This window comes from Ferruginibacter sp. (assembly GCF_031391665.1).
In the GTDB taxonomy this organism is placed as follows: domain Bacteria; phylum Bacteroidota; class Bacteroidia; order Chitinophagales; family Chitinophagaceae; genus Ferruginibacter.
The window spans coordinates 1-4,883 of sequence record NZ_JANMUN010000232.1 but is presented as its reverse complement, the minus strand read 5'-3'; the positions used below and the strand labels follow the sequence as shown (position 1 = coordinate 4,883).

3 protein-coding genes are annotated in these 4,883 nt (G+C 35.6%); all 3 read right to left on the bottom strand.

All coding sequences use genetic code 11. From position 1 onward, the window contains the following. The coding region (fbaA, locus tag ACY651_RS17565; RefSeq protein ID WP_462254804.1) for a class II fructose-bisphosphate aldolase at positions 1-931 on the bottom strand (931 nt) is incomplete at its 3' end. A 172-nt stretch (positions 932-1,103) separates the two neighbouring features. After that, positions 1,104-1,880 carry an ABC transporter substrate-binding protein gene (locus ACY651_RS17560; RefSeq protein WP_462254803.1) on the bottom strand — a complete coding sequence of 259 codons (777 nt, stop codon included), beginning with the start codon at positions 1,878-1,880 and terminating at the stop codon, positions 1,104-1,106. Between the two features lie 1,806 nt (positions 1,881-3,686). Continuing rightward, on the bottom strand, positions 3,687-4,883 hold a 1,197-nt coding region (locus ACY651_RS17555; protein WP_462254802.1), incomplete at its 5' end, for a pyridoxal-phosphate dependent enzyme.

Here is a 4,883-nt window from a genome sequence, read left to right as displayed (position 1 = left end):
CTAACTGGCCTTGCAAATATGCTTCATTCTTTTTATAATTTTCTAAAATGCCTTCCCAAAATGCCCATTGCAGATCGGTATCAATATTCATTTTGATGGCGCCGTAGCTAATTGCTTCTCTTATTTGATTTTGAGGAGAACCGCTGCCACCATGAAATACAAAGTAAACAGGTTTTGGGCCGGTTTTTAATTCACGCTCAATATACTCCTGGCTGTTTTTTAAAATTACAGGTGTTAACTGTACGTTACCCGATTTGTACACGCCATGCACATTACCAAATGCTGCAGCCACAGTAAATAATTTTCCTACTTTACTTAACTCGGTATAAGAATAAGCCACATGCTCAGGTTGTGTATATAATTTTGCGTTATCAATATCGCTGTTGTCAACACCATCTTCTTCGCCGCCGGTTACACCTAATTCAATTTCAATACTCATGCCCAGTGGCGCCATGCGTTTGTAAAACTCAACAGAAGTGGCTATGTTTTCTTCAATAGGCTCTTCCGAAAGATCGAGCATGTGTGAGCTGAAAAGCGGTTGCCCTTTTTCTTTATGAAATTGCTCGCCTGCATCCAGTAAACCACTTATCCACGGTAACCATTTTTTTGCAGCATGATCGGTGTGTAAAATTACCGGCACACCATAATGTTTTGCAACAGTGTGTATGTGCAATGCACCAGAAATACCACCGGCAATATTGGCTTGCAACTTATCGTTGGGCATACCTTTACCAGCAAAAAATTGTGCACCGCCATTACTAAATTGTATAATAACAGGCGACTTAACTTTTGCCGCAGTTTCTAATGTGGCATTAACTGAGTTGGTACCAATTACATTAACTGCAGGTAGCGCAAACTGGTTATCTTTTGCATCGTTGTACAATGCTTCTAACTCTGCACCAAATAAAACACCCGAACTGTATTTACTCATAAGTAATTTGTTTTTTTGCAAATGTAAGAAACTGTGGCGAATGGGCAATAGGCATTAGGCAATTGTGAATGGTCAATGGTGAATGGTCAATTGCCAATAGGCAATTGGAGTGTGATAATTTATTAAGATTTTACATTCAGCAGAATGTTATTCACCATTAACCATTGACCATTCACAATTGACCTTCATCATCCACAAGCCGCTGCAAATATTGTGGCATCAGCAACATACGGCTGCCGTACCAGCTAAACATTTCACCATCTGCTAAAATTATTTTTGTGTGGGGCAATTGCGCTTGCAATTCATCAATATGTTTTTGTTTAAAAGGGTAGGGTTCGGTGGAAAGTAAAAGCAACTGGCAATGGGCAATAAACAAATCGGCAATGGTTATTTGTGGATATCGTTCTTTATCGGCAAAAATATTTTGCAAACCGCATTGGCTTAGTATATCATTAATAAATGTGCCACCGCCAGCGGCCATGTAAGGTTTATTCCAAATTAAATAAGCCGTATTTATTTTTTGCAGAGGTTGTTTAATTTTTGCAAATCCATTTTTAATTTCTTTTACTAAACGCAAGGCTTCTTTTTCTTTTTGCGTTATTTTTCCAATTTGTATAATCATCTGTAAAGCATCTTCCACATTGTTAACATCAGTTACCAGTACATTAAAATCTTTTGCCAGCTCTTCTATTTGTCCTTTTACATTTTCTTCTTTATTGGCAATAATTAAATCGGGCTGTAATTTTTTTATTAAGTTGGTATTTAAATTTTTTGTACCACCCACTTTTGTTTTGCTGCTGTACCATTCTTTGGGATGGATACAAAATTTTGTAATGCCAATAGTTTCATGCTGCAAACCTAAATAATGCAATAGCTCTGTTTGCGATGGCACAACAGAAATAATTTTTTTGGGGCGATAAGGAAGTGGAGATGCTGGCTGCAGTATCATGTTGTAAAATTATGCACAACAGGGTATGCATAAATAAAAACTCCCACAAATATTTGACTAAGCAAATACTTATGGGAGTAAGTTTTTTGAGAACCAACCAAGCACAGTCGGTTTTACAGGAATCATTTTGAACGCTGATAAATCAGCAAATCATTCACAATAATTTCATCCTGGTTTCAGTGGTCTTTCAATTCAGCCATCATCGCCTGTTAGGGCATAGGCTTAGGATTTGGTTTCTTCTGGTCTTTTTTTCGCCATCATCGCTTTTTAAGGCATAGGCTGGATATTGGTTTTCTTTCGGTCTTTCGGGCCATCATCGCTTTTTAAGGCATAGGCATTGGATATTGGTTTTGTTCTCTTTGGGTATTGTTGTTTTCGATAGGATTTAGAATTTATATTTATTTTAATTGTTTAATAAAAATTAGAAGTTGACTGATACTGGATTTTTTTTTGGTTCTTCACAAACATTGGATAACTTTTTTTCGGCTTTATCAGGATTTTTGGATAATGATTGATATTTAATTCTATCAATCAACTTCTAACACAAAGATGCGGTGATAACTTATGTTTAACAATAGCATTAATGCCCTATTTTAACAATGAAGAATTTACTGGGGCAATGGTAAATATTCAGTTTTGCTTGCTGTATTGCTACGTTGTTTACAGAAGTATTTTTACTATTTACCGTATAAAAATGAAGGTTTTGCGTAAAAAGAATTTTCTTCAAAAATTGCCGGGTTCTATGGTTTTTCAATTCTTCTGCAAGCTGTTAATGGCATATTATGCAAGACACTTAATTTAAAACTATTAAAAGGTACGAAGTAGAAAAATGCTTCGCATTATTCCTTGTATCGGGAGCCTTTGTTCACTCCATCCCGAATATGGTTAATTTTTTTTTGAAAAAAAATACTTTCAGTAGTTTAAAAAACTTGTAATTGATAACTTGAAAAACGCAGGTGAATTTGGAATGAAAATTTTAAATCGGTATCGTACAAACAGGTAATAACATAAACTAAAAAACTTCCATAAACCTTTGACGAATCAAATTATTATGGAAGTTAATTTTTTGAGAACCAACCAAGCACTAGTCGGTTTTAAACAGGATTGCTTTGGATCTTTAACGAGGCCCTGGTTTTAACAGAACATCTTTTAATAAGTTAATCCGGTTTCAGTGGTCTTTTCAATTTAAGCTATCATCGCTTGTTACGGCATAAGCTTAGGATTTGGTTTTTTCGGTCTTTCTTGCCATCATCGCTTTTAAGGGCATAGGCATTTTTGGATATTGGTTTTCTTCGGTCTTTCTCGCCATCATCGCTTTTTACAGCATAGGCATTGGATATTGGTTTTCTTGTCTTCTTTAGGAATTAGATTTTTGTTTTCTTTGGTTTCTTTTGGATATTTCGTTTTTTCAGGATTTAATGCTTTATAATGTCTTTTGTTTTTAGTTTAAAAATTAGAAGTTGACTGATACTGGATTTTTAAGTTCTTCACAAACATTGGATATTTTTTTTCGGCTTTGTCAGGATTTTTGGATAATGATTGATATTTAATTCCTATCAATCAACTTCTGACACAAAGATGCTTTGTTAACACAGTGTGGACAAGAGCGTTATTGCCCTTTTTTAACAATGCTGTATTTACTGGGGCGTAAGTAGATGTGCAGATTTTGCTATGGGATACTTACCTGAATTTAACACGTAATTTTACGATTTTTGTATTGAAATACGTATTGATATGAATAATGCTGCATCGTTACAATGCAGCATTGGCGTGGCTTACAAACTTATCGTAAAAATGCCTTTAACATTATTTGGCAAGACTTTGGATAATGTCGTATTTGGTAACAATATGATATGAGCCGGTGTCATCTTTGCTTAATACTGCCCCATTTTCTTTGTTAATAAAGGAACTTAATCTTTCAACCGGGGTATTAAATGCCACTTCCGGGTAATTTTTTTCCATAACTGAGGCGATGGTATCATTCTTTATCTCTGCATTATTCAAGATTTTGTTGAATAGGCCACTTTCCGATATTGATCCTACGTTATTATCATTATCAATTACAGGTATATTTTCAATATCATACTTCTTCATTAAATTAATAGCTTCCATTACAGTTTGTGTACTGGTAATGGTAACTAATTTTTGTGTTCCTCTTCCGCTTATTAAATCCTTAAATGTTTTTACTTCTAAAAATCCTCTTTCCATCATCCACTGGTCGTTATATACTTTACCTACATAACGGCTGCCGTGGTCGTGAAAAATTAACACCACCACATCATCTTTTTTTAATTGATCTTTTAGTTGAAGTAATCCCTGCAAACAGCTACCTGCACTATAACCGCAAAACATGCCTTCTTCTTTTGCAATACGTCTGGCCATTATGGCGCCATCTTTATCAGTAACTTTTGTAAACGCATCTATCACACTCATATCATAATTCTCCGGCACAAAATCTTCGCCAAAGCCTTCGCTTATGTAAGGATATACTTCTTTATGATCCAGCTCGCCGGTATCAAAATATTTTTTTAATAAAGAACCATAACTGTCTATAGCCCATACTTTAATATTGGGATTTTTTTCTTTTAAATATTTTCCTGTACCAACAATGGTACCGCCTGTACCGGTTGCTACCACAAGATGTGTAACTTTTCCTTCGGTCTGTTCCCAAATTTCTGGCCCTGTTTGTTCGTAATGTGCAAGGCGGTTGGCTAAATTATCGTATTGGTTTACGTACCAACTGTTAGGTACTTCGGTTGCCAATCTTTTACTTACAGAATAATAACTTCTGGGGTCTTCCGGCTCTACATTGGTGGGGCAAACAATTACTTCGGCACCTACAGCTTTTAAAATATCTGCCTTTTCTTTAGATTGTTTATCGGTGGTGGTAAAAATACATTTGTACCCTTTTACACATGCAGCTAATGCTAAACCCATTCCGGTATTGCCACTGGTGCCTTCTATAATGGTACCACCGGGTTTTATTTTTCCTTCCTGCTCGGC

Coding starts and splice junctions, on each gene's coding strand:
- ACY651_RS17560 (WP_462254803.1), bottom strand. CDS start 1,880: ATGATACTGCAGCCAGCATCTCCACTTCCTTATCGCCCCAAAAAAATT.